Origin of the sequence: Agrobacterium tumefaciens, assembly GCF_013337285.1 — a bacterium.
Classification (GTDB): Bacteria; Pseudomonadota; Alphaproteobacteria; order Rhizobiales; family Rhizobiaceae; genus Agrobacterium; species Agrobacterium burrii.
Genome location: NZ_SUPW01000006.1, coordinates 308,088 through 330,772, shown reverse-complemented (window position 1 = coordinate 330,772; position 22,685 = coordinate 308,088). Strand labels below are relative to the sequence as shown.

Genomic DNA, 22,685 nt, shown 5'->3' with positions numbered 1-22,685 from the left:
CGTCCAGAAGGATTCGTTCCAGGCGAGGATGACGTTGAGCAGCAGCGTCGAGGCGATGCCCGGCACCGCCATCGGCGTCAACACATGGACGATCTCGTTCCACAACGATGCGCCATCCATGCGCGACGCTTCGAGGATCTCGCCGGGGATTTCCCGGAAGTAGGTGTAAAGCATCCACACCACGATCGGCAGGTTGATGAAGGTGAGCATGATGGTGAGGCCGATGCGGCTATCGAGCAGGCCGGCATTGCGGAAGATCAGGTAGATCGGCACCAGCACGGCGACCGCCGGCATCATCTTGGTGGACAGCATCCACATCAAAATGTCCTTGGTGCGCTTGGTCGGCGAGAACGCCATGGCCCAGGCGGCGGGAATGGCGATGATCAGCGCGATGATGGTTGAGCCGAGCGACAGCACCACCGAGTTCATGAACGGCTTGAAGTAATCGCGCTGGGTCTGCACGGTGATGTAGTTTTCCAGCGTGCCCGAGGGAATGAGGCTGAAGCCGGCTATCGCCTCTGGCTCGGTCTTGAGCGAGGTGAGGAAGGCATAAAGGATCGGGAAGAACAGCAAAAGCGCCACCGCCCATGCCGCGATGGAAAAGCCGATCTTCGCACGTGTGGTTGTCTTGCGGGCCATGATCGGTTCTCCTTAACGGTCCAAATTCTTGCCGACGGCGCGCATCAGGAAGATGGCGACGATATTGGCGAGCACGACGGCGATGATACCGCCGGCCGATGCGCCGCCGACGTCGTAACCCAGAAGTGCGGTGCGATAGATGAGGAAGGCGAGGTTGGTCGAGGCATAACCCGGTCCGCCATTGGTGGTGACGAGGATTTCCGCGTAGACGCCGAGCAGGAAGATCGTCTGGATCAGAATGACGACGGTGATGGCGCGCGACAGATGCGGCAGGGTCAGATAGATGAAGCGGTTGACGAAGTTGGCGCCATCCATCTCGGCGGCTTCCCTCTGCTCGCCATCGAGCGACTGCAGCGCCGTCAAAAGGATCAGTGTGGCAAACGGCAGCCATTGCCAGGCGACGATGATGATGATCGACAGCAGCGGAAACTGCGCAAACCAGTCGACCGGCTGGAAACCGAAGAAGCGCGAGAGATCGGCAAGCACGCCGTAACCCGGATGCATGATCATGTTCTTCCACACCAAAGCTGCGACAGGCGGCATGACGAAGAACGGCGAGATGATCATGATGCGCACGATGCCCTGGCCGAAAATGTCATTGTCGAGCAAGAGCGCAATGGCGATGCCGCCGATGACGGTGATCAGCAGCACGCCGCCGACGATCAAAAGCGTGTTCCAGATCGACTGGAAGAAGGCCGGGTCGGTGTAGAAATACTGGTAATTGAACAGGCCGGCAAAGCTGACATTGGCCGGGTTGAGGAGATTGTAGTTCTGGAACGAGAACCACAGGGTCATCGCCAGGGGCACGATCATCCACACCAGCAATAACAGCACCGATGGCGCAAGCATCACCCGCGCAAGGCCGCTCGTGTTTCGTGTTGCCATTACACTAACCTCCCCTTGGGCTCAGGCGGCACCACATGCGCCCGGCATATCCGGAAGAACCGGCTCATTCTTGTTTTGATTTGAAAAGGTATTGAAACCGCACAGCGGGTTCCAGCCCGGAGGTACGCTGCCCGGCATTGACGCCGGACAGCGATCTTCGGGAGGATTACTTGATGTAACCGGCGCGGGTCATTTCACGCGTCGCCGTCGACTGGGCGCTGGCAAGCGCATCATCGACGCTGGACTGGCCGGCAACGACCGCCGAGAACAGCTGACCGACCGTGGTGCCGAGCGCCTGGAATTCAGGGATCGCCACGAACTGACCACCGGTGTAAGGCACGGGCTTTACAGTCGGCTTGGTGATGTCGGCAGCATCCATGGCGGCAAGCGTCGGCTTGGCGAAGGCGGCGGCCTTTTCATAATCGGCGTTCTTGTAAAGCGAGGTGCGGGTGCCCGGAGGCACGTTTGCCCAGCCTTCCTTGGAAGCGACGAGCGTGGTGTAGTCCTTGCTGGTTGCCCAGGAGATGAACTTTTCGGCGGCTTCCGCCTTCTGCGAGCTCTTCGGGATCGCAAGGTTCCACGACCACAACCAGTTGCCGTGGTTCTTCAGTTCGCCATGCGTCGGGAAGAGCGCATAGCCAACCTTGTCGGCAACAGTGGAATCCTTCGGGTTGGACACGAAGGAGGCAGCCACAGTGGCGTCGATCCACATGCCGCATTTGCCCTGCTGGAACAGCGTCAGGTTTTCGTTGAAGCCGTTGGAGGACGCACCGGACGGGCCGGCATCCTTCATCAGATCGACGTAAAACTGCAGCGCGCTTTTCCATTCCGGCTGATCGAACTGCGGTTTCCAGTTTTCATCGAACCAGCGGCCACCGAAGGAGTTGGTGAGCGCGCTGATGAACGCCATGTTCTCGCCCCAGCCGGCCTTGCCGCGCAGGCACATGCCGTTGATATCCGTCTTGCGATCGGTAATCTTGCGGGCCGCGTCACCGATAAATTCCCAGGTCGGGTTGTCGGGCATCTTCAGGCCGGCTTTTTCAAACAGGTCCTTGCGATACATGATCATGGCGGATTCGCCGTAGAAGGGCGCCGCGTAAAGCTTGCCCTCAGCGGAAAGACCGCCACGGATTGCCGGCAGGATGTCATCCACATCGTATTTGTCGCCGAGCTTTTCGAGCGGCAGCAGCCAGCCCTGTTTGGCCCAGATCGGCACTTCATAGTTACCGATGGTCATGATGTCGTATTGGCCGCCATTGGTGGCGATATCGGTCGTCACGCGCTCGCGCAGGACGTTTTCTTCAAGCGTGACCCATTCGACCTTGATGTCCGGGTTCTTTGCCGTGAAGTCGGAGGTCAGCCCCTGCATGCGGATCATGTCGCCATTGTTGACGGTGGCGATGGTCAGCGTTTCGGCGGAAGCAAGGGTCGAAAAGGCGAGTGCCGAGCATGCGCTCAGCAAAATGGTCTTCAGTGTCATATCTTCCTCCCAGAAGAAAAATGATGAGCATTCGCTTTGCTCTGGGGCATTTACTCACCCAGAGAGGAAAAAAGTCAAGCGACATCCTGTGCTGCGACGCACATGGAAAAATCAACCAACTGATTTTATTGAATTAATTTTTGCTCAGTGATTGAGCAAATATTCGCTTGTCACTTCGTCGGTAATGAGGCCGTTCAGCAGACCGCCCCTCAGCGCCGCCAGAATCGAGGCATTCTTGCGCGCACCCTGGGCCATGCCGATGACGGTGCAGGTCTCGCGTGACGGAATGGGAACGGAGGCGACGCGCTCATTGACGGAATGCTCGAGAATGCGGCCGTTGGCATCATACATCCAGCCACAAATCTCGCCCACCGCACCGCTGGCCATCAGGGCCTTCATTTCATCGACGCCGAGGAAACCATCAACGCAGAGCGGCGCGTTTTCACCGAGTTCGCCGACGCCGACGAAGGTGACGTTGGCGGCAGCACCGAGCGCCAGCGTGGAACGCACCATGGACTGGTCATGCAGCAATTCCCGTTCCTCCGCCGAGGAGCACAGGACCGGCAACGGCATGGGAAAATGCCGCGCCTTGATGGCGTCTGCCATGCTGAAGATGACGTTGTAATAGGCAGCCGATCCATCCGGCCCGATATTGCCGGTCAGCGACACGATGCGGTGCTGCGGGCATTCCATCGGCGGCAGCTGATCCACAGCGGCCTTGAGTGTGCGGCCAGTGCCAATGGCAAGCACAATGGGATCGGCATTTTTCAGCCAGCGCTCGATCTCCGCCGCGCCGGCCTCGGCAATGCCAACGGTCGAGGAAACGCCGGCCGGATCGCTCGGCACCACCTCGATATATCTAAGGTCGAATTTCTCTTTCAGCCGTTCGGCTTTTTCAAGACAGGCTGCGATGGGGTGATCGAGCCGGACCTTGATCAGCCGCTCGGCGACGGCGAGCGACACCAGCCGCTGCGCCGATTGCCGGGAGATGCCCATAGCGGCGGCAATTTCATCCTGCGTGCGGCCGGCGACATAATAAAGCCAGCCGGCGCGGGCCGCATCGTCCAGCCGTCCATGTGCGTCGTTTCGTCTGGCCATGCCGCCGCCCTCTCAGAATTATGCTTGAGCATTTGCTGGCATTTTTTTGCGGCGGCTGTCAAACGGCGGGATGCGGAAGGGAGCGTCTGGTGGATTAAGATTACCTAGCTCGGCAGGGCGGCATATTTCTTCTCCCCGCCGGGGAGAAGGTGGCCCGAAGGGTCGGATGAGGGGGCACCGTTGCCGAATATCTCTACCCTTGCCCCCTCATCCCGCTGCCGCGACCTTCTCCCCCTCGGGGAGAAGAAATGCGCGGCACCCGCTCGTTCCATTCTCTATCGCGCAGTTCGGCGCGCGCCCTCGATCAAGCCGCTTCCTGCACCAGATGCCCCGCCGAAACCTCGCGATAATGCCGTTGCGGCGGCACGTAATCCACTGGGCGGATCGGGCTTCTTATCTCGTCCGTCGCCATATTGCGGCGAATCTGACGCCGCGCCGGGTCCGGCACCGGAACGGCGGACATCAGCTTCTTCGTATAGGGGTGCTGCGGATTGTCAAAGACGGCGGCGCGGGGGCCGATTTCGACGATTTCACCGAGATACATCACCGCAACACGATGGCTGACGCGTTCCACCACCGCCATGTCGTGAGAGATGAACAGGAAGGCCAAATTGAGGTTCTGTTGCAGGTCGAGCAACAGGTTGCAGACCTGCGCCTTGATCGAGACATCGAGTGCCGAAACCGCCTCGTCGGCAACGATGACCTTGGGGTCGAGCATCAGCGAACGGGCAATGGCGATGCGCTGGCGCTGGCCGCCGGAAAATTCATGCGGGAAACGCCGCATCATATCCGGGCTGAGGCCGACCTTTTCCATCAGGTCCGCCGCCTTTTCGCGCGCCTGCGCCTTCGGCCCAAGCCGGTGCTCGATGAAGGGCTCCATGATCGCCGTGCCTATGCTCATGCGTGGATCCAGCGAGGCGAAGGGGTCCTGAAAGATCATCTGCACGCTGCGGCGCATGGTGCGCAGCGTCGTCTTGTCGAGTTTCAGCACCTCGTAACCATCGAGCATGACATTGCCCGAGGTCGGCTCGATCAGCCGGGTGATCGAGCGGCCCGTAGTGGACTTGCCGCAACCGGATTCGCCGACCAGCGACAGGGTTTCACCTTCGGCGAGATCGAAGGAAACCTTTTCCACCGCATGCACGGCACCGGATTTGCGACCGAAAAGGCCCGACCGGATATCGAAACGCGTGGTCAGATCCTTGACCGAGAGAATGGGCGTGCGCGAACCGGAGACCGTGTCCTTCACCTCCATCACGGGCAGGCTTTCGCCGGTCTTGATATCGATGATCGGGAAACGGGCGGGCAGCACACGTTCCCTCATCGAACCGAGCTTCGGCACCGCCGAAAGCAAAGCGCGCGTATAGGGGTGATGTCCGCGATGGAAAATGTCGTCGGTGGCGCCGGTTTCCACCACATCGCCACGGAACATGACGATGGTGCGGTCGGACACTTCCGCCACCACACCCATATCATGGGTGATGAAAAGCACCGACATGCCCTCCTCTTCCTGCAATTGCTTGATGAGATCGAGAATCTGGCCCTGGATGGTCACATCGAGCGCCGTTGTCGGCTCGTCGGCGATCAGCAGCTTCGGTTTGGAGGCGAGCGCCATGGCGATCATCACACGCTGGCGCATGCCGCCGGAAAACTGGTGCGGATAATCCTCAAAACGGTTCTTGGCATTGGGAATGCGGACCTTTTCCAGCAGACGGATGACCTCGGCCTTCGCGGCCGACGAAGAAATATCCTGATGCACTGTGAGCGCCTCAGCGATCTGCTTGCCGATCGGGAAGATAGGGTTGAGGCTGGTCATCGGCTCCTGGAAGATCATCGAAATGTCTTTGCCGCGAACCTTGCGCATCTCCTCGTCCGGCAGCGCCAGCAAATCGCGCCCGCCGAGCATGACCTTGCCTTCGATGCGGCTGGTTTTTTTATCGAGAAGCCGCATGATCGACAGCGACGTCACGCTTTTGCCCGAGCCGCTCTCGCCGACGATCGCCACCGTTTCGCGCGGAGCGATGTCGAAGCTCATATTGCGGACCACGGATTTCCAGTCGCCATCGACACGGAAGGAGGTGGTGAGATTCTGAACCGAAAGAACCGGGCTGACCGAGCCTCCGGTCTGTTCCATGGATGTTGCCGCCAAAAGCATGCCGATCTCCTGAAAAGCGAAAGGCGGCCATCAAGGCCGCCGGATGTCTTACGCAGCAAGTGCTTTTTCGGCCATCGAGACCCAGTAGCTGATACCGTAGGGCAGCGCATCATCGTTGAAATCATAGGCAGCGTTGTGCAGCCCGGCGGTATCGCCATTGCCGATGAAGATGAACGCGCCGGGGCGCGCTTCCAGCATGTAGGAGAAATCCTCCGCCCCCATATGCGGGTTGGGATTGGTGTTGACGGCGTTCGCACCGGCCACGCCCATCGCCACGCCGGTCGCAAATTCGGTCTCATCATTGTGGTTGAAGGTGACGGGATAACCGCGATGATATTTCACCTCCACGGTGGCGCCATGCGCCATGGCCGTGGCAGTCGCCACTTCCTTCAGGCGTTTTTCGGCGAAATCGCGGGTTTCCGGCAAGAGCGTACGCACCGTGCCGGTCAGCGTCACTGAGCCGGGAATGACATTGACGGCGGTGCCGCCATGGGTGGTAGCGACGGTGACGACGAGCGATTTCAGCGGGTCCGTCTCCCGCGAGACGATGGATTGTAAAGCGATGATGATATGCGCCGAGGTCAGCACCGGATCGATGGAAAGATGCGGTGCGGCCGCATGGCTGCCCTTGCCGGTGATGACGATCTCGAAACTATCCGCCGCCGCCATGGTCGAGCCCTTGCGGATGGCGAATTGGCCGACGGGAATGCCCGGCTCGTTATGCATGCCATAGACCTGCGAAATGCCGAATTTTTCCATCATGCCGTCATTTAGCATGGCAAGAGCGCCTGCCCCACCCTCTTCCGCCGGCTGGAAGATGACCGCGACGGAACCCTTGAAATTACGGGTCTCCGCCAGATATTGCGCGGCACCCAGAAGCATGGCGGTGTGCCCGTCATGGCCGCAGGAATGGGCCTTGCCGGGAACCTTGGAAGCCCATGGCTTGCCGCTGGTCTCGAGGATCGGCAGCGCGTCCATGTCGGAACGGAAACCGATGGTCGGGCCGTCGCCGTGTCGGCCCTTGATGATGCCGACCACGCCGGTCCTGCCGATGCCGGTCTCGACGATGTCGCAGCCGAAGGACGTCAGTTTCTCAGCCACGAATTTCGAGGTTTCGAAGACGTCATAAAGCAGCTCCGGCGTCTCGTGCAGGTGCCGCCTCCAACCGGCAACGTCTTCCTGCATCTCGGCCACACGGTTCAATATCGGCATTCCCATTTTTCCTTTTTTTGTTCCCCGCCGGGTTGTCGGGAACCATATTGCGTTAGGAATTTCTGCTTTTGCAAGTCTGAATTTTGCTGCGTGAGCGAAAAATAGGCCAAAAGTTGAATGGCTCAAATTTTGTTCATCAATAGAAGTTTGGGGCTTGCATTTCAAAAAAACTGACAATAGCATCAGCGAGAGTGAAGGAGTATTCCTTAGCAAAGTCAAATACTTATAAAAATAGACCTTGCATTTGACGATGGGAAAAGCGTCAAACATTCAAATAGATAAAATCTCAAAAGGGGAAAAACACGATGAAGAAGCGCAGCGTTCTCTTTGCCAGCACGGTGGCGGCCTTGGCCATGGCAGGCTCTGCCGCCCATGCCGAGCGCGGCAGTGATGGCGAACTGAAAATCCTGTTCTGGCAGGCGGTATCGACACTTAATCCTTATCTTTCCGGTGGCACGAAAGAGATATACAGCTCGTCCATGGTGATAGAGCCGCTGGCCCGCTACGACGAAAAGGGCGAATTGGTGCCGATGCTGGTGAGCGAGATCCCGACAGTCGATAATGGCGGCGTCGCGAAGGATCTGCTCAGCATGACCTGGAAGCTGAAAAGCGATGTCAAATGGTCTGATGGCACGCCGCTTACCGCTGACGACGTGATCTTCACGTGGAAATATTGCACCGCACCGGATGGCGGCTGCGCGCAGGCCGCACAATATGAAGGCGTGAAAAACGTTGAGGCGGTCGACGCCCATACCGTCAAGGTCAGCTTCACCGAACCGAAACCCTACCCCTACTCGGCTTTCGTCGGCGCGCAATCGCCGGTCATCCAGAAGAAGCAGTTCGAAAATTGCCTCGGCGCGGCCGCTCCCGGCTGCACCTCGGCCAATTTTGGCCCCATCGGCACCGGCCCCTTCGTGGTCAAGGATTTCAAGCCGAACGACGTTATCAGCTACGTCGCCAATCCCAATTATCGTGATCCGGCCAAGCCTGCCTTTGCGACCGCCACGCTGAAGGGCGGCGGTGACGCGGCTTCCGCTGCGCGCGCCGTTCTTGAAACCGGCGAATTCGATTATGCATGGAACATGCAGGTGGAGCCGGAAATTCTGGCCACCATGGTGGCCGCCGGCAAGGGCAAGCTGGAAACCGCCTTCGGCACCCAGGTCGAGCGTATCAATCTCAACTGGTACAATGCCGATCCTGCCCTGGGCGACAAACGCTCCACAAAGGAGGGCGGCCCGCACCCGGCCTTGTCCGACCCCGCCGTGCGCCGGGCGCTATCGCTCGCCATCGACCGCGACATCATCGATGAAACGGGATATGGCGAGGCAGGCAAGCCGACCTGCAACATCGTGCCGGCGCCTGAGGCCGTCGCTTCGACGAAAAACGACAGCTGGTGCCTGAAGCAGGATGTGGAAGGTGCAAACAAGCTGCTGGATGATGCAGGCTGGGTGAAGGGATCAGACGGGATCCGCGCCAAGAACGGTGTGAAGCTGTCCTTCCTCTACCAGACCTCCACCAACTCCGTTCGCCAGGCGGCGCAGGAACTGGTGAAGGACATGTGGTCGCAGATCGGCGTTGCATCCGAACTGCGCAATGTCAGCGCCTCGGTGTTCTTCGGAGGCGATCCGGCAAGCCCGGATACCTTCCAGAAATTTTATGCCGACGTTGAAATGTACACCAACAATTTCGACGGCACCGACCCGGAAAAATATCTGGCGGAATGGCTGTGCGACAAAATTCCCGCCCCCGCAAACGGCTGGCAGGGACAGAATGTTCCGCGTTATTGCAACCCGGAATTCGACAAGCTGGTGGGTGTCCTTTCCAAGACCACGGATTTCGCCAAGCGCGGAGAAATCGCCAAGCAGCTGAATGACATGCTGACGGAAGAAGGGGCGCATATTCCGCTCATCCACCGCGGCAACGTTTCCTCGCATTCGCTGACGCTGGAAGGCGTTCGCATGAATGCCTGGGATTCGGAACTCTGGAACGTCGCGGACTGGTCCCGCAAGAAGTAACACGCAGATGCGCCGGCTCCCCGACAAGGGGGCCGGCCTTTTGCATGCCCCTGGACCATGTTCTGAAGACACATTTGCAGCGTCACGGCGAAGATGCTCCCAATTTTCGTCCCGCCGCGCTCTGGGTCTGGAGAGTTTCAGATGTTTGCCTTTACGCTCCGGCGGCTTGCCTTTGCCGTACCGACGTTGCTCGTCATCAGCTTCGTCATCTTCGCGCTGCTCGATCTCGCGCCCAACGACCCGACCGGCGACCTGCCGCTGACCATTCCGCCTGAGGTGCGCGAACAGATTCGCGCCTCACTTGGCCTCGACCAGCCCTTTTTCATCCGTTACCTGATGTGGCTGCAGCAGTTCTTCATCAACGAACCTTTGAACCTCTTCGAAAAGCTGACCGGCTGGCAGATCGGCGATGGCAGCCGTATGCGGGTGCTGTCCTGGGCGACACGCAGCCCGGTGGTCGATCTCGTCATCCAGCGCATGCCGCAGACGCTTTGGGTGGTCGGTCTCGCCTATCTTTTCGGCGCGCTGCTGGCGATCCCGATCGGCGTCATCTCCGCCCATAAGCAATATTCGATCTTCGACCAGATCGGCACCTTCGTCTCGATGGTCGGTTATTCGGTTCCGACCTTCTTCACCGGCGTGCTGCTGGTCGTCATCTTCAGCTCCTACCTGCAATGGTTCCCCTCGGTCTATGACACCAATTTGCAGGTGCGGGACTGGGCAAGTTTCGTGGCGCAGGTGAAGCAGATGTTCCTGCCGGTGCTGGTGCTGACGCTTTACAACGTCTCGCAGATCAGCCGCTTCGTGCGCGCCTCCATGCTCGACAATCTGCATCAGGATTATGTGCGCACCGCGCGTGCAAAGGGCGTGAAAGAAAAATCCGTGCTGCTGGTGCATGTGCTGCGCAACAGCCTGATCCCGGTCGTCACCGTCATTGCACTCGGCGTGCCGACGATCTTTTCCGGCGCCATCATCACCGAGCAGATATTCCGTGTGAACGGGCTTGGCCAATTGCTGATAACGGCCGTTCAGGGTGCAGATATACCGCTGGTGCAGACATTGACCTTCATTTTTGCGGTGCTTATCGTGCTCTTCAACCTGATTGCCGACGTGCTTTACGGCATTCTCGACCCGAGGATTCGCTATGACTGACGCCACCATCGCAGCGCCGACAGTTGCCGCCTCGCCCACGAAATCAGCACTTGCCGATATCTGGAAACAGTTCCGCGCTCACAAGGGCGGCGTGGCGGGCCTGATTGTTTTCGTCTTCATCCTGCTTGCCGTTTATGTCGGCCCCTATATCCACACCGTCGCGCCCAATGTCATCAACGTCAGGGAACGCAACCAGTGGCCGTCGCTGGCCCATCCCTTCGGCACCGATAATCTGGGCAAGGACATGCTGGCGCAGGTTCTGGCCGGCGGGCGCATCTCGCTTGCCGTCGGCATCACCGCCATGCTGCTGGCGCTGTTTCTCGGCACGCTGGTGGGAGTGCTATCAGGCTATTTCCGCAGGCTCGACGGACCGCTGATGCGGCTGACGGACCTGTTCCTGGCCCTGCCGCTTCTGCCGCTGCTGCTCGTCATCCTGATGCTGTTTCGCGATACGCTGCGCGCAGCCTTCGGGCCGGAAACCGGCATCTTCATCCTGATCGTCTTCGTGATCGGGATAACCAGCTGGATGCATACGGCCCGTATCGTGCGCGGCGACGTGCTGACGATCAAAAGCCAGGAATTCATCATGGCGGCGAAATCGAGTGGCATGCGCGAATATCGCATCATCATCAGGCACATCCTGCCGAATGTGCTGAGCTCGATCATGGTCTCGGCCACGCTCGGCATCGCTGCCGCCATTATCACGGAATCGGCCCTGTCCTTCCTCGGCCTCGGTTTCCCGTCCGACTTCCCGACCTGGGGACGGCTGTTGTTCGATGGCGCCAACTTCCTGCAATTGACGCCGTCGCGCGTGTTGTGGCCGGGGCTGGCGATTTCGCTGACGGTTCTGAGCGTCAATTACATCGGTGACGCCGTGCGCGATGCGCTCGATCCAAGGGCGCTGAAAAGTTGAGCGCTCCCCTTCCCTCATCCCTGTGCTTGTCACAGGGATCCAGCCAGTCCAAGTCCTTGGGCTGAAAGGAGTCTCTCTGCCGCGCAGACGCGCGTCGGCTGGATTCCTGTGACAAGCACAGGAATGAGGTTGAGGGGATGCCCAGGCAGATAAAAAACGAACGTGCCCTAGTGATAGTTCAACTTTTCCGCATCAAGAATGCTGTCCGCATCCAGCGCCGCAATCGGAATATCGCTGCGCGCCGGAATATCGCCGGAAAGCTGAAGCGCAAGATAACGCCCGCAGCAAACCCGCAGGAACGAGGTGAAATTGCCGAGATCGTGGCCGGCATCGATCGATTCATTATAAAGCTTGGCGATGAGCTGCACGCTGTTCATGCCATCGCGACGGGCGATCTCGTCCAGCGTCGTCCAGAAGAAGTTTTCGAGCCGCACACTGGTGACCATGCCATCGATCCTGAGCGACCTTGTGTGGCTTTCCCACAGCGCCGGGTCAGCCTTGATGAAAAGCTTACACATGGTTTTCCTCCCTCACCACGCTTCAAAAATAGACGGGAAACGGGGCCGGAAAAAGCCCCGTTTCACCACAGCTTATTTGCCGAGAACCGCCATGAACTGCGAAAGCCAGGCCGGATGGGCGGGCCATGCGGGAGCCGTTACCAGCTTGCCGTCGGTCACGGCGGCATCGATGGCGATATCGGCATAGGTGCCGCCTGCCAGTTCCACCTCGGGGCGGCAGGCCGGATAGGAAGAGCAGGTGCGGCCCTTCAGGACACCGGCGGCCGCCAGCAATTGCGCGCCGTGGCAGACCGCCGCCACCGGCTTGTCGGCTTCAAAGAAATGTTTCACCGCCGCCAGCACATCGGCATTGAGCCGCAGATATTCCGGCGCACGCCCACCCGGAATGACCAGCGCATCGTAATCCGCCACCTTGATATCGGCGAAGGTGGCGTTGAGCGCGAAATTATGGCCACGTTTTTCCGAATAGGTCTGGTCGCCCTCGAAATCATGGATGGCCGTGGCAATGGTCTGGCCCGCTTTCTTGCCGGGGCAAACGGCATGGACCGTGTGGCCGACCGCAAGCAGGGTCTGGAACGGCACCATGGTCTCATAGTCCTCGGCGAAATCGCCGGTGATCATCAAAATCTTCTTCGGCATGTTTGCTCCTCCCGTTTTCGAATGCCTTCGGGCAACCTAACAGGCGGGGCGCAGGTGTGGTATTACGGCAATACTACATGGGCGACAAAGGCGGGATCAGCGGGCCTGCGGCGGCTCCGGCCAGCGCCGCACACCACCGCCCCAATCCTCGAAAGCCCTGGAGAGTTTGAGCACGAACATATCCTCGTAACGGGGGCCGACAATCTGCAGGCCGATCGGCATGCCGGATGCCGAGAAACCGCAATTGATCGAGGAAGCCGGCTGTTCCGACATGTTCCACGGCACGGTGAAGGCAATATGTTCGAATGGCCTTGCGGGATCATTGGTGGGCGAGGCCCAGTCGGCCGGATAGGAGACGATGGGATTGGTGGGCGAGATCACCGCATCCACTTTCTGCATCAGCCGCCCGCAGGTCTTGCGCATTTCCATGGTCTGGTTGAAACCGAAGACCGCACGGGAGCCGGTAACCTCCGCCCCCTTCTCCGCCCATTCAAGAATATAGGGAAGGATCGCCGCGCGACGCTCCTCACTCAGCGCCACCATGTCGCCCCAGAATTTTGCCCGCCAGAAATCATCCAGCCCGTCCAGCATCTCGCGCGTCAGCACCGGCTCGACCGGGATGACGATGGCGCCGGCCGCCTCGAACAGTTTCGCGGCGGAAAGCACGGCGCCGCGCACTTCCTCGTCCAGCGGCAGGCCGCAGCCGGCATCCAGCATCAGGCCGATCTTCAGGCCCTTCACGTCGATATCGAGATCCATCCAGTCGATGCTGTTTGGCGGCAGTGATGTGCCGTCGCGCCAGTCGGGCCGCGAAAGCGTCGCCATCGCATAGGCAGCATCGACAACGGTGCGGGTCATCGGCCCGGCGCAGCGGCCGGTATAATAGGGATCGACCGGGATGCGGCCCTGGCTCGGCTTGAAGCCGAACAGTCCCGTCCAACCGGCCGGGAGCCGCACCGAGCCGCCAATATCCGTGCCGATATGCAGCGTGCCGTAACCCGCGGCCCCGGCCGAGGCTGCACCGGCACTGGAGCCGCCGGGGTTCTGCGTCGGGTCCCACGGGTTGCGGCTGAGCTTGTGGAAGCTGGAAAGGCCTGATGATAACATGCCGTAGTCTGGGCAGGTCGTCTTGGCGTAAAGGATCGCGCCATCCTCGCGGCAGCGGGCAGCGACGGGCGCATCTTCAACCGCAGGCACCAGTTCGACCGCCCTAGTGCCTAGCGGCACAGGATGGCCCTTGGTGGCGATCAGTTCCTTCAGCGAAACGGGAAGCCCATCTAGCGGGCCGAGCGTTTCGCCTTTTTGCCAGCGCTGCGTCGAGGCCAGCGCCTGCCTGCGGGCGTCTTCAGGATCATAGGCATAGAGCGCGTTCACCGTCGGCTCGAACGCCTCGATCCGCGCCTCCACCGCCTGCCAGTATTCCGATGGCGACAGCTTTTTTTGCCCGTAAAGCGTCAGGATTTCGAGCGTGTTGAGGTCTATGAGATCGGTCATGGCATCGTCTCGTCAGAAAAACAGGAAATAGGGGCGATATCGACTTGAAGTGGTCAGCTGGTATCGCGCGGGTCGAGCAGGTCACGCAGGCCGTCGCCAAGAAGATTGAGACCGAAGACGGCGAGCGCAATTGCAAGGCCTGGCATGATGGCAAGCCAGGGTGCCGCGCCGAGATAGGTCTGTGCATCGGCCAGCATCCGCCCCCAGGTGGCGGCCGGCGGCGGCATGCCGAGACCGAGGAAGGAAAGGCCTGCCTCCGTCAATATCGCAAGACCGAGCTGGATCGTCACCTGCACGATGATCTGGTTGGAAATATTCGGTATGATATGAAAGAGCGTGATCTTGGCGCGGTTCTGGCCGATGCTGGTGGCGGCGGTGATGTATTCCCGCGCCCAGATTTGCAGGGCAGCCCCCAGCGTCAGCCGGGCAAACACCGGCACCATGAAGGTGGCGATGGCGATGATGGCGGTAAAACGTCCCGTGCCAATGAAGGCGCCGAGCATCATGGCCGAGAGGATGGGCGGCACGGCGAAGATGATGTCGCAGATGCGCATGACCACGGTTTCGGTGACACCGCGCAGAGCCGCGACCGTCACGCCGATGGCCGTGCCGAGAGAGGCGCCGATGGCGACGGCGGCGGTGGCCGTGGAGAGCGAGTTCCACGCACCGGTCATCAACATCGACAGCACATCACGGCCGAAATGATCCGTGCCGAGGCCGCCATAAACGAATGGCGATTTCAGTTTCTGGACAATCTGCATCTTGGTCGGCGAGACTGGCGTCCAGACCAGCGACAGCAGGGCGACGGCAACCAGAAAGGCAGTGACAGCAATACCGAGTACAAAGGCGGGGCGGCGGCGGATCAGTCGCATCATCGCGCACCTGCCCGCAGTCTCGGATCGATGAAGAGATAGGCGATATCGACCACGAAATTCATGGTGATGACCAGCGCCGAGAAAAACAGCACCACCGATTGCATGACGACGATATCGCGCTGGGTCAGCGCCTGATAGGCGAGCCGCCCCAGCCCCGGCAGGTTGAAGACATTTTCCACCAGCACCGCGCCGGCGATAAGAAAGGTGAATTGCAGGCCGATCATGGTGACGACAGGGATCATCGCATTCGGAACCGCATGCCGCCACAACGCCACCCGCTCGCTCAGGCCCTTGGCCCGGGCGGTGCGCACGAAATCCTCATTCATCACCTCCAGCACGGCGGAGCGGCAGACGCGGGTAAGAACACCGGCCTGCGACAGCGCCAGCGCGACCGCGGGAAGTACCAAGGCGATGAGACCCGCCGAAAAACTCGGTGTCCAGCCGGGAAAACCGCCAGCCGGCATCCAGCCAAGCGTTGTGGAAAAGACGATGATAAGCAGCAGCCCGGCCCAGAAACCCGGCACGGCAATGCCGATATGGGAAAACAGCCCGGCCGCGAAATCCACCAGCCCGTTGCGGCTCCTCGCCGCCGCCACGCCGAGCGGAATGGCGATGGCGACCGAAAGGCAGACCGCGAGCAGCGCCAGCGGCAGGGTGACGGCAAGCCGCTCGACGATCAGCCCTGCCACCGGCACGCCATAGGTATAGGATTGCCCGAGATCACCCCGGAAGACGCCACCGAGCCAGTGGAGGTACCGCAGCGGCAGCGGCTGATCGAGACCCATCTGCTTTTGCAGCGCCGCCAGCGTATCCGGACTGGCGGAAGTGCCGAGCATGATGGCCGCCGGGTCGCCCGGCAAAAGCCCCATGACGACATAGATGATGAGGGAAACGGCAAACAGTGTGATGACGAGGCTTACGAGACGCCGGATAAGGAGGGTTAACATCTGGCATCTTCTCCTTGCTTGGCTTCGTTTGCGGGCGAGCGTCCGGCCGCCTCTCTCCCGTCATTCCGGCCCAGAGCCGGAATCCAGCCGACGCGCGTCTGCGCGACGGGGAGAGCCCTTTCAGCCCAAGGACTTGGGCTGGCTGGATGCCGGATCAAGTCCAGCATGACGGCGATGGAGGATATCGGCAAACCCTACTCTTCCCAATGCACATCCGTCAGCACATTGGAGGGAATAGGCTCGTTTTCCCACAGCCCCTTCACCTTCCTGTCCCAGACACCAAGCTTCGGCATGACGAACAGAAAGAGAGCCGGCACATCTTCGGCAAGGATTTTCTGGGCATCGCCATAAAGCTTTTCCTGCTCGCCGGCATCCGCCGTCTTTTCGACGCTGGCAATAACCTCGTTGAAGGCCGGGTTCTTGTAGTTGAAATAATAGGGATCGCGGGAATAGATATCGATATCCATCGGCTCGGCATGAGCGACGATGGTCATGTCATAATCCGCGCCTTTTAGAACGTCGGCCACCCATTTTGCCGGAAATTCGGTGGTCTCGATGGTCATCGTCACACCGATTTCGGCCAGCATCGCCTGCAGGATTTGCGAGGTGCGCTGGGCATAGGCCATCTGCGGCGCCTTGATGGTGAAGCTGAAGCCATCCGCATAACCCGCTTCGGCAAGCAACGCCCTGGCCTTGTCGACATCGTAAGGGTGCACCCCTGTCGTATCGGTGTATCCGCGGTCATTCGGGGTGTAGTGGCTGCCAATGGCCGTGCCGTAACCGGACCAGGCGCCTTCAATGACAGTGCCACGATCCACCGCCATCATCAGCGCCTGGCGTACGCGCTTGTCGTCAAAAGGCTTGCGGGCATTGTTCATGCCGGCCACGACCTTCAGCTCGGTATTGCCTACGAAGTTGCCGAGGCGTTTATCGCCGTCAAAGGAGGCCATCAGTTCCGGCGCACCGAATTCCGGGAAGGCATCGATATCGCCAGACTTCAGTGCCGCAGCCTGCGCCTGCGGGTCGGACACGAAGCGGAAAGTCGCCTTGTTGAGCTTCACCGCCACGGCCTTGTCCCAATAGGCGGCGTTCTTCTCCAGTTCCACCTTGTCGCCCTTGGCCCAGTTCACGAATTTGAACGGGCCGGTGCCGACGGGCGTGGTGCGGTTATTGTCGGCGCTTTTCGGCGCAACAATCACGGAGGCAGGCCAGCCGAGCCAGTAAAGAAGGCTGCCGGCCGGCTGCTTCAGCTTCAGCACCAGCGTTGTGGCATCCGGTGTCTCGATACTGTCGATAGCGGCAAAGAAGCGTTTCTGCGGATTGACGGAGCTATCACCGCGCGCCCGATCCAGCGAAAATTTGGCGACGGAGGAATTGAAAGCCTCACCATCGTGGAAGCTGACGCCCTTGCGCAGCTTGAATGTATAGGTCTTGCCGTCAGGAGAAATCTCCCAGCTTTCGGCAAGCTGCGGCTTCACCTTGCCGTCGCGATTGATCTTCACCAGTCCTTCAAAGACATTCTGCCAGGTGACCTGGCCGATGGCGACGGGGGCGGCGATGGTTGGATCGAGACCGGTTGGCTCGACTGCCATGCCCAGTGTCAGCGCGGTTTTCGGTGCAGCCTCAGCCCCCGCAAACGAAAGCGGCAGCCAGAGCGCCGTGCCCAGGGCGAGGGTCAACGCGGTGCGGCGCGAAAGCGTTGCCGCCTGCGAAAGGTAAGTGCGTGGCATCATTGTCCCCTATCTTGCGGCCGGGGGCATTTTTGCCCTCTCATCGACCGCCCGTTGCAAAAAGAGTGTCATGTTGCAGGCGCACACACAATCTCGATTTTTGTGTGCTCCGTGTAGCTGAAATGGCTACACGGAAATGCGACCGGAAATCAACCTCTCGGACAGAGACATGGGAGTGCCCCGTTTACCCCGCCGTTGCCTCGCGCATGAAGCGCTCGATGAAATCGGCAAGCTTGGAGGCGGCGAAGGACAATTGCCTGTCGGGAGCAACGCAGAGATCAATCTGGGTATGAATGCCCTTCTTGCCGGCAAGGGGAACGGCGACCATCTGGCCGCTGCGGATTTCGCGCGCTACCGACAAAGCGGGCAGCAGCGTGGCCGCCGCGTGCCCCAATACCAGTTCCTTCAGCATCTCCAGCGAGCTGGTGATAAAGACGGGATCAAGCTCGACATCCGCATCGGCAAACAGCGTATCGAATGCCTGTCGTGCGGCGAAACTCTTGTCCGGCAGGGCAAGCGGCAGGCCGGCCAGTTCCTTCAGCGAAACCTCCGGCTGGGCCGCGAGCGCATGACCGGCCGGGAAGATGACATCGTAACTGATGCGGGTGCGCGAGCGCACTTTCACACCGGAAACCTTTGGGGCAAAAAGGCTGACGACCAGATCGGCCTCCGCCGCACCCAGCGCCTCCATCGCCTGCCGAGCGCTGGTAATATGCACCTCGAAACGCAATTTTGGATATTTCAGGCTGAACTGTGCCAGCACCGGCGCCAGAAGGCTCGCCACCGTCGCGCCATTGGCATAGACCGTGACCCGGCCGCGCTGCAGCCCCTTCAGGTCATCGATCAGCTGGTGCACATGATCGAGTTCCCGTAGCGTCTTGCCGGCGCGGGCGGCGAGCAACTCCCCCGCCGCCGTCAACTTCACGCCGCGGCTGGAGCGCTCCACCAGCGGCGAGCCGAAATAATATTCCAGATTTTCGATCTGCCGGCTCACCGCCGTTGGCGCAACATTGAGGTTTTCCGCCGCGGCGCGCATGGAATTTGTACGGACGAGTTCGTCGAAATACATCAATGCGCGCAGTTGCATGGTGTGGGTACCTTGTTCGGATATGCCGGTGTGGCGGGGCAGCATATCACCGCCGCTCGATGAGAGAATACGTCACCGGAGAAGATCGCGTGGGGAACGAAGCTTGCCACTTGTTTCTTCTCCCCGGCCGGGGAGAAGGTGGCGCGCAGCGCCGGATGAGGGGGCAACGTTGCCGGATTTCGGAGAGCTTGCCCCCTCATCTGCCCCGTTCGGGCCATCTTCTCCCCGGTGGGGAGAAGAAAGGGAGGCACCTTCCCGCCAATCAACCGCGTTTAAAACCCTCACTCGCCACCAGCAGCTGCCTTGTATAATCCGCGCTGAACTCGCGGCTTTCCAGCGCCTCAGCCTCCAGCATTTCCACAACCTTGCCGCTCTTCATCACCGCCAGACGGTCGCACATGTGGCTGATGACGCCGAGATCGTGGCTGACCATGACGAAGGTGAGGTTACGATCCTTGCGCGCCTGTTCCAGCAGGTTGAGGATTTCCGCCTGGATGGAGGCATCGAGCGCCGAAGTCGGCTCGTCCAGCAGCAGGATTTTCGGCTCGACGATCAGCGCACGGGCAATGGCGATGCGCTGGCGCTGGCCGCCGGAAAGCTGGTGCGAATACCGAAACCGGAAACCGGAGCCGAGACCCACCTCGTCGAGCGCGCGGGCAATGCGTTGCTCACGATTGTCGAGACCGTGGATGACCAGCGGCTCCAGCAGCAGCGCATCCACAGTCTGGCGCGGGTGAAGGGAACCGTAAGGGTCCTGAAACACCATTTGCACATCACTGTAGAAGCTCTTGTCGCGATGCTTGCTCGAATAGGAGCGACCAGCCACCATCAATGAGCCTTCGTCGAAATGGTTGAGGCCGGCAATCGCCCGCAGCAACGTCGACTTGCCGGAACCGGACTCGCCGACGATGCCGAAGGATTCGCCCTCTGCCACGTCGATGCTGACGCTGTCGAGCGCGATGTAACCGTCGAAGTCGACCACCATGTCGCGGATAGAAAGAACTGTGCTCATGCGCGCCACTCCGGCTTGCGTTCCAGAACCGGCAACGGATGCCGGTGGCCGCCAATCTCCGGCAGGCAGTTGAGCAGACCCTGCGTATAGGGGTGCTTCGCTTCCTTCAGATTGGCCGATGACAGTTCCTCCACCACCTTGCCCGCATACATGACGAGAACCCGGTCGCAGAAAGACGAGACCAACCGCAGATCGTGGCTGACGAAAATCAGCCCCATGCCGCGGTCGCGCACCAGCCTGTCGAGAATGTCGAGCACTTCCAGCTGAACCGTCACGTCAAGCGCCGAAGTCGGCTCATCGGCGATCAGCAGTTCCGGGCCGCAGACCAGCATCATGGCAATCATGACACGCTGGCCCATGCCGCCGGAAACCTCATGCGGGTATAGATCAAACACCCGCTCGGGATCACGAATCTGCACCGCCTCCAACATGGCGAGCGTGCGCTGGCGCGCCTCGCCTGAGCTGACGTTCTCATGGGTCCGCAAGGTTTCCATGATCTGGCGGCCGATGGTCATGACCGGATTCAGCGAATATTTCGGATCCTGCAGGATCATGGCCATGCGCTTGCCGCGCATGAGCCGCCTTTCTTTCGCCGAAGCGCTGAGAAGATCGATATCGCCGAAGCGCAGCGTATCGGCCTCGATGAGCGCCCCCTTCGGGGTCAGCCCCATGATGGCGCGGCCGGTCTGCGATTTGCCGGAGCCGGATTCGCCAACGATGCCAAGCCGTTCGCGGCCCAGCGTAAAGGATACACCGCGCACCGCCTCCACCAGCCCGGTGCGGGTGGGGAAGGAGACGCGCAGATTGTCGACGGTCAGAAGCGGCGCGCTCATTGGCCCGCCTCCTTGGGGTCCAGCGCATCGCGCAGGCCGTCGCCCAGAAGGTTGAAACCGAGGCTGACGATCAGGATCGCGATACCCGGCATGGCGGCAACCCACCATTGATCGAGAATGAAACGGCGGCCTGAAGCGATCATCGCCCCCCATTCCGGCAGCGGCGGCTGCGCGCCGAGGCCAAGGAAACCGAGACCGGCGGCGGTGAGGATAATGCCCGCCATATCGAGTGTGACGCGCACGATAAGCGACGACATGCACAGCGGCATGACGTGTTTCAGCACGATGCGGAAGGGCGAAGCGCCCATGAGCTTCACCGCCGCGATGAAATCGGAATTGCGGAAGGTCATGGTTTCAGCGCGCGCGATACGCGCATAGGGCGGCCATGAGGTGACGGCGATAGCCAGCACCGCATTTTCGATGCCTGGCCCCAGAGCCGCCACCAGCGCCAGCGCCAGGACGAGCTTCGGGAAGGCAAGGAAGATATCGGTGATGCGCATCAGGATGGCATCGACCCAGCCGCCGGCATAACCCGAGACGGTGCCGACGATCAGCCCGATGGGCGCGGCGATAATCGCCACCAGCAGCACCACGAACAGCGTCAGCCGTGACCCGTGGATGAGGCGCGAGAGAATATCCCGCCCCTGATCATCGGTGCCGAGAAGATAACCCGCAGTGCCGGGCGGCAAAAGCCGGGCATTGCGCAGATCGCCCTGCACGGGGTTGTGCGGCGCCAGCACATTGGCAAACAGCGCCACGAATAGCAGAGCCGCAATGATACCGAGGCCGAGCAGCGCCAGCCGGTTTTCCGAAAACCGCCGCCAGATGACGTAGGCGCGGCCAAGCCGGGCCTGTTTGCGCGAGGCCGGTCGGTCGGAGAGCAGCCATTCGCGGCTGTAAGGTTTCAATGTATCGGTCGAAATCGTCATCGGCTGCGCGTCCTTGGATCGAGCGTCCGGTAAAGCAGATCGGAAAAGATATTAATGCCGACGAAGATGGCGCCGATCACGATCGTGCCACCGAGAACGGCGTTCATATCCGCATTCTGCAGGGAATTGGTGATGTAGAGGCCGAGCCCCGGCCAGGCGAAGATGGTTTCGGTCAGCACCGAACCTTCCAATAGACCTGCATAGGACAGCGCAATCACGGTCACCAGCGGCACGGCGGCATTGCGCAGCGCGTGGAACCAGATGATGCGGGTTTCCGACAACCCCTTGGCGCGCGCAGCAACGATATATTCCTGGCTAAGCTCGTTCAGCATGAATGAACGCGTCATGCGGCTGATATAGGCCAGCGAAAAATATCCGAGCAGGCAGGCAGGCAGGATGATGTGGCGGAACAGGTCCCACAACACGTCCCATTGCCGTTGCCAGATCGCGTCGATCAAAAAGAAACCGGTGATCGGCGTGAAGGTGAATTCGTAGACGATGTCCATGCGGCCAGGATACGCCACCCATTGCAGGCGGGCGTAGAAAAACAGCAGCGCCAGAAGGCCGAGCCAGAAAATAGGCACGGAATAACCGATGAGGCCGATGACGCGCACGATCTGGTCGGCAAAGCTGCCGCGCTTGACGGCGGCAAGGACGCCGAGCGGAATGCCGAACACCGCACCGATGATGGTGCCGAGCGTGGCAAGCTCGATCGTGGCGGGGAAAACCCGCTTGATATCCTCCATCACCGGATTGGTGGTGAGCACGGAAATGCCGAAATCACCCGAAAGCGCCTGCTTCAGGTAAAGGAAAAACTGTTGCCAGAGCGGCAGGTTGAGGCCGAGCTCTTCCCGTACGCGCTCCACCACATGGGCGGGCGCACGGTCACCGACGATCGCCAGAGCGGGATCGATCGGAATGACGCGGCCAATGAAAAACGTCACCGCCATCAGCCCCAGAAAGGTGGTGATGACGGTGATGGCGAAGCCGAGAATGGCTTTGGTGCGGGCGTTGGCACGGCGTTTGCCGTGCCTTGCCCTGCTGTTTGCTTCAACGATGCTCAAGAGACCGA

Annotated in this window: 20 protein-coding genes; 3 read left to right on the top strand and 17 right to left on the bottom strand. The window is 60.4% G+C overall.

Annotation, left to right across the window (positions count from 1 at the left end; translation table 11 throughout):
* The 6 genes from FCH38_RS17815 to FCH38_RS17790 all read right to left on the bottom strand — a co-directional run.
* On the bottom strand, positions 1 to 639 hold a 639-nt coding region (locus FCH38_RS17815), incomplete at its 3' end, for a carbohydrate ABC transporter permease (protein ID WP_174374592.1).
* 12 nt (positions 640 to 651) lie between these two features.
* Positions 652 to 1,524 carry a carbohydrate ABC transporter permease gene (locus FCH38_RS17810; protein ID WP_149901728.1) on the bottom strand — a complete coding sequence of 291 codons (873 nt, stop codon included), beginning with the start codon at positions 1,522 to 1,524 and terminating at the stop codon, positions 652 to 654.
* A gap of 166 nt (positions 1,525 to 1,690) precedes the next feature.
* Positions 1,691 to 3,004, bottom strand: coding sequence for an ABC transporter substrate-binding protein (locus tag FCH38_RS17805; protein ID WP_174374591.1), 1,314 nt, complete (start codon positions 3,002 to 3,004; stop codon positions 1,691 to 1,693).
* Positions 3,005 to 3,148: 144 nt separating this feature from the next.
* A complete protein-coding gene (locus FCH38_RS17800; protein ID WP_174374590.1) occupies positions 3,149 to 4,102 on the bottom strand; it encodes a sugar-binding transcriptional regulator in 954 nt (317 codons plus the stop codon).
* 304 nt (positions 4,103 to 4,406) lie between these two features.
* Positions 4,407 to 6,257, bottom strand: a complete 1,851-nt coding sequence (locus tag FCH38_RS17795; RefSeq protein WP_174374589.1) for an ABC transporter ATP-binding protein — start codon at positions 6,255 to 6,257, stop codon at positions 4,407 to 4,409.
* Positions 6,258 to 6,305: 48 nt separating this feature from the next.
* Positions 6,306 to 7,469 (bottom strand): M20 aminoacylase family protein, encoded by a 1,164-nt coding sequence (locus tag FCH38_RS17790; RefSeq protein WP_153515812.1) that lies wholly within the window; start codon positions 7,467 to 7,469, stop codon positions 6,306 to 6,308.
* A gap of 305 nt (positions 7,470 to 7,774) precedes the next feature.
* On the opposite strand from FCH38_RS17790, the gene FCH38_RS17785 reads away from it, so the two are divergent.
* The 3 genes from FCH38_RS17785 to FCH38_RS17775 all read left to right on the top strand — a co-directional run bounded on the left by FCH38_RS17785 (position 7,775) and on the right by FCH38_RS17775 (position 11,549).
* Complete coding sequence (locus tag FCH38_RS17785; protein WP_174374588.1) at positions 7,775 to 9,484, top strand: peptide ABC transporter substrate-binding protein; 1,710 nt, start codon at positions 7,775 to 7,777, stop codon at positions 9,482 to 9,484.
* Positions 9,485 to 9,625: 141 nt separating this feature from the next.
* On the top strand, positions 9,626 to 10,636 hold the full coding sequence (locus FCH38_RS17780; protein WP_174374587.1) for an ABC transporter permease: 1,011 nt from the start codon (positions 9,626 to 9,628) through the stop codon (positions 10,634 to 10,636).
* On the top strand, positions 10,629 to 11,549 hold the full coding sequence (locus tag FCH38_RS17775) for an ABC transporter permease (RefSeq protein ID WP_174374586.1): 921 nt from the start codon (positions 10,629 to 10,631) through the stop codon (positions 11,547 to 11,549). Before FCH38_RS17780 ends, FCH38_RS17775 begins: the two co-directional genes overlap by 8 nt.
* Before the next feature lie 167 nt (positions 11,550 to 11,716).
* On the opposite strand, the gene FCH38_RS17770 is transcribed toward FCH38_RS17775, so the two are convergent.
* The 11 genes from FCH38_RS17770 to FCH38_RS17720 form a co-directional block, all read right to left on the bottom strand.
* Positions 11,717 to 12,067, bottom strand: coding sequence for a ribbon-helix-helix domain-containing protein (locus tag FCH38_RS17770; RefSeq protein ID WP_174374585.1), 351 nt, complete (start codon positions 12,065 to 12,067; stop codon positions 11,717 to 11,719).
* A gap of 72 nt (positions 12,068 to 12,139) precedes the next feature.
* Positions 12,140 to 12,706: a DJ-1/PfpI family protein gene (locus FCH38_RS17765; protein ID WP_174374584.1), complete on the bottom strand. Its 567-nt coding sequence runs from the start codon at positions 12,704 to 12,706 to the stop codon at positions 12,140 to 12,142.
* Between the two features lie 96 nt (positions 12,707 to 12,802).
* On the bottom strand, positions 12,803 to 14,200 hold the full coding sequence (locus tag FCH38_RS17760; RefSeq protein WP_174374583.1) for an amidase: 1,398 nt from the start codon (positions 14,198 to 14,200) through the stop codon (positions 12,803 to 12,805).
* Positions 14,201 to 14,253: 53 nt separating this feature from the next.
* The gene (locus FCH38_RS17755) at positions 14,254 to 15,075 is read right to left on the bottom strand and encodes an ABC transporter permease (protein WP_174374582.1); all 822 of its coding nucleotides are present in this window, start codon (positions 15,073 to 15,075) and stop codon (positions 14,254 to 14,256) included.
* Complete coding sequence (locus FCH38_RS17750) at positions 15,072 to 16,022, bottom strand: ABC transporter permease (RefSeq protein WP_174374581.1); 951 nt, start codon at positions 16,020 to 16,022, stop codon at positions 15,072 to 15,074. The genes FCH38_RS17755 and FCH38_RS17750 overlap by 4 nt, the downstream gene beginning before the upstream one ends.
* Before the next feature lie 194 nt (positions 16,023 to 16,216).
* The gene (locus FCH38_RS17745; protein ID WP_174374580.1) at positions 16,217 to 17,752 is read right to left on the bottom strand and encodes an ABC transporter substrate-binding protein; all 1,536 of its coding nucleotides are present in this window, start codon (positions 17,750 to 17,752) and stop codon (positions 16,217 to 16,219) included.
* A 184-nt stretch (positions 17,753 to 17,936) separates the two neighbouring features.
* Positions 17,937 to 18,839, bottom strand: a complete 903-nt coding sequence (locus tag FCH38_RS17740; RefSeq protein WP_174374579.1) for a LysR family transcriptional regulator — start codon at positions 18,837 to 18,839, stop codon at positions 17,937 to 17,939.
* Positions 18,840 to 19,101: 262 nt separating this feature from the next.
* Complete coding sequence (locus tag FCH38_RS17735; RefSeq protein WP_149900882.1) at positions 19,102 to 19,851, bottom strand: ABC transporter ATP-binding protein; 750 nt, start codon at positions 19,849 to 19,851, stop codon at positions 19,102 to 19,104.
* Positions 19,848 to 20,684, bottom strand: a complete 837-nt coding sequence (locus tag FCH38_RS17730; RefSeq protein ID WP_149900881.1) for an ABC transporter ATP-binding protein — start codon at positions 20,682 to 20,684, stop codon at positions 19,848 to 19,850. Before FCH38_RS17730 ends, FCH38_RS17735 begins: the two co-directional genes overlap by 4 nt.
* A complete protein-coding gene (locus FCH38_RS17725) occupies positions 20,681 to 21,613 on the bottom strand; it encodes an ABC transporter permease (RefSeq protein ID WP_149900880.1) in 933 nt (310 codons plus the stop codon). Before FCH38_RS17725 ends, FCH38_RS17730 begins: the two co-directional genes overlap by 4 nt.
* Positions 21,610 to 22,677 carry an ABC transporter permease gene (locus tag FCH38_RS17720; protein ID WP_174374578.1) on the bottom strand — a complete coding sequence of 356 codons (1,068 nt, stop codon included), beginning with the start codon at positions 22,675 to 22,677 and terminating at the stop codon, positions 21,610 to 21,612. Before FCH38_RS17720 ends, FCH38_RS17725 begins: the two co-directional genes overlap by 4 nt.
* Between the last annotated feature and the right edge of the window lie 8 nt (positions 22,678 to 22,685).

Excerpts from the sequence above, each read along its gene's own strand:
- FCH38_RS17740 (WP_174374579.1), bottom strand. The coding sequence starts at position 18,839 with ATGCAACTGCGCGCATTGATGTATTTCGACGAACTCGTCCGTACAAAT.
- FCH38_RS17735 (WP_149900882.1), bottom strand. The coding sequence starts at position 19,851 with ATGAGCACAGTTCTTTCTATCCGCGACATGGTGGTCGACTTCGACGGT.
- FCH38_RS17800 (WP_174374590.1), bottom strand. The coding sequence starts at position 4,102 with ATGGCCAGACGAAACGACGCACATGGACGGCTGGACGATGCGGCCCGC.
- FCH38_RS17755 (WP_174374582.1), bottom strand. The coding sequence starts at position 15,075 with ATGATGCGACTGATCCGCCGCCGCCCCGCCTTTGTACTCGGTATTGCT.
- FCH38_RS17745 (WP_174374580.1), bottom strand. The coding sequence starts at position 17,752 with ATGCCACGCACTTACCTTTCGCAGGCGGCAACGCTTTCGCGCCGCACC.
- FCH38_RS17730 (WP_149900881.1), bottom strand. The coding sequence starts at position 20,684 with ATGAGCGCGCCGCTTCTGACCGTCGACAATCTGCGCGTCTCCTTCCCC.
- FCH38_RS17805 (WP_174374591.1), bottom strand. The coding sequence starts at position 3,004 with ATGACACTGAAGACCATTTTGCTGAGCGCATGCTCGGCACTCGCCTTT.
- FCH38_RS17775 (WP_174374586.1), top strand. The coding sequence starts at position 10,629 with ATGACTGACGCCACCATCGCAGCGCCGACAGTTGCCGCCTCGCCCACG.
- FCH38_RS17760 (WP_174374583.1), bottom strand. The coding sequence starts at position 14,200 with ATGACCGATCTCATAGACCTCAACACGCTCGAAATCCTGACGCTTTAC.
- FCH38_RS17790 (WP_153515812.1), bottom strand. The coding sequence starts at position 7,469 with ATGCCGATATTGAACCGTGTGGCCGAGATGCAGGAAGACGTTGCCGGT.
- FCH38_RS17780 (WP_174374587.1), top strand. The coding sequence starts at position 9,626 with ATGTTTGCCTTTACGCTCCGGCGGCTTGCCTTTGCCGTACCGACGTTG.
- FCH38_RS17770 (WP_174374585.1), bottom strand. The coding sequence starts at position 12,067 with ATGTGTAAGCTTTTCATCAAGGCTGACCCGGCGCTGTGGGAAAGCCAC.
- FCH38_RS17795 (WP_174374589.1), bottom strand. The coding sequence starts at position 6,257 with ATGCTTTTGGCGGCAACATCCATGGAACAGACCGGAGGCTCGGTCAGC.
- FCH38_RS17810 (WP_149901728.1), bottom strand. The coding sequence starts at position 1,524 with ATGGCAACACGAAACACGAGCGGCCTTGCGCGGGTGATGCTTGCGCCA.
- FCH38_RS17765 (WP_174374584.1), bottom strand. The coding sequence starts at position 12,706 with ATGCCGAAGAAGATTTTGATGATCACCGGCGATTTCGCCGAGGACTAT.
- FCH38_RS17750 (WP_174374581.1), bottom strand. The coding sequence starts at position 16,022 with ATGTTAACCCTCCTTATCCGGCGTCTCGTAAGCCTCGTCATCACACTG.
- FCH38_RS17725 (WP_149900880.1), bottom strand. The coding sequence starts at position 21,613 with ATGACGATTTCGACCGATACATTGAAACCTTACAGCCGCGAATGGCTG.
- FCH38_RS17785 (WP_174374588.1), top strand. The coding sequence starts at position 7,775 with ATGAAGAAGCGCAGCGTTCTCTTTGCCAGCACGGTGGCGGCCTTGGCC.